The organism is Ideonella sp. P3_A4 (assembly GCF_056403075.1).
The window spans coordinates 1-1465 of record NZ_JBFUGE010001020.1 but is presented as its reverse complement, the minus strand read 5'-3'; the positions used below and the strand labels follow the sequence as shown (position 1 = coordinate 1465).

1 protein-coding gene is annotated in these 1465 nt (G+C 65.5%); it reads left to right on the top strand.

What is annotated here, in order from left to right; all coding sequences use genetic code 11:
• Positions 1–70 precede the first annotated feature (70 nt).
• Positions 71–1444 (top strand): DUF3138 family protein, encoded by a 1374-nt coding sequence (locus tag AC1DYI_RS35440; protein ID WP_477208781.1) that lies wholly within the window; start codon positions 71–73, stop codon positions 1442–1444.
• Positions 1445–1465 lie beyond the last annotated feature (21 nt).

Sequence of the window (1465 nt, the reverse complement as noted above, 5' to 3'; positions counted from 1 at the left end):
GCGCCGCCGCGCCCTCGAAATCAGCGCTGCCCAGCGCGATGACTCCTGACCCTCACCCCCCGGAGACCCCATGAAGAACATCCGACTCACCGCCTTGTCTGTCGCTCTGCTGGCCGCCTTCGGGGCCCCGGGCGCCATGGCGCAGAGCAACGAGGAGTTGCTGAAAGAACTGAAGGCGCTGCGCGCCCGCGTCGAAGAACTGGAGAAGAAGGTCGCGGCGCAACCCGCCAAGCCCGCCGCGGCCGCCGAGCCGAAATGGGGCATGACGCCTGAGCAGGTGCAGGACTTCAACCGCATTGCGGTGAAGACCGAGGCACTCGAGGACTCGTTGGAAAGCCAGGGCTACAAGGGCCTGAAGGTCACCGGTTTCATCGAGCCGGTGTTCATCTACAACCAGCGGCAAGACCGTGCGGGCTTCCAGTTCCTGAACCAGCAGTCCGACGGCTACGCCTACGACACCTCGTTCATGGGCTCGGCGACGATCGACTTCCTGAAGGAAACCGAGAGCGGCACGCTGTGGCACTTGACGCTGTCGCCCAACCGCGGTGTCGGCGCCGGCATCGACGGCATGAGCATCGTCCAGGAAGCCAGTGTCTCGGTGCCGCTGGGCAGCCTGCAGACCCGCCTGATCGCGGGCCAGATCCCGGACTGGTCGGGCTACGAATACCAGCAGCCGACGCTGAACCCGTTCACCACCCACAACCTGCTGTACGACTTCACGCTGCCCTTCGGCTACACCGGCGTGGGCCTGGATCTGAAGGACGGCAAGTGGTGGGTGCGCACGGCCATCGCCAACGTCAACGCGCCGATCCGCCAGGCGCACGAGAAGTCGCCGGTCTGGGCCTTCCGGGTCGACTACGCGAAGGGTGAGTTCAGCGGCTGGGGCTTCGCCAGCCTGGTCGGCAAATCACCGAACTTCAACTTCGAGCAGAAGAACACCATGGCCTACCTGGCCGAGGTCGACGGCTACTTCACCCGCGGCGACATGACGCTGCAGGGCCAGCTCAGCGTCGGCAAGCAGAAGGAAGGCGCGATCACGCCGGACGCCGACGGCAACTGGCGCGATTCGCAGTGGGTGGGTCTGTCGGGCCTGGCTGGCTACATGATCACGCCGCGCCTGCAAGGCCTGGTGCGCGCCGACTACATCAAGAACGACAAGAACGGCGGCGGCCTGTACACCTACAACGGCTACTACGACCCCGACAACGGCAGCTACAACGACGGCCGCAACGGCATTGGCCCCGACGCGAACGGCGACCTGAACCGCGGCGCCAACCGCTACGCGATCAGCCTGGGCCTGAAGTACGCCTTCGACAAGGCGACCACCGTGAAGCTCGAGTACCGCCTGGACGGCGCCGACCGCGCGGTGTTCGAAGACGTCACGGACGGCACGTTCAAGAAGAACAATTCCCTGATCGGCGCGTCGATGGTCGTCGCGTTCTAAGCTGGCGTTACCCCCGTGTCC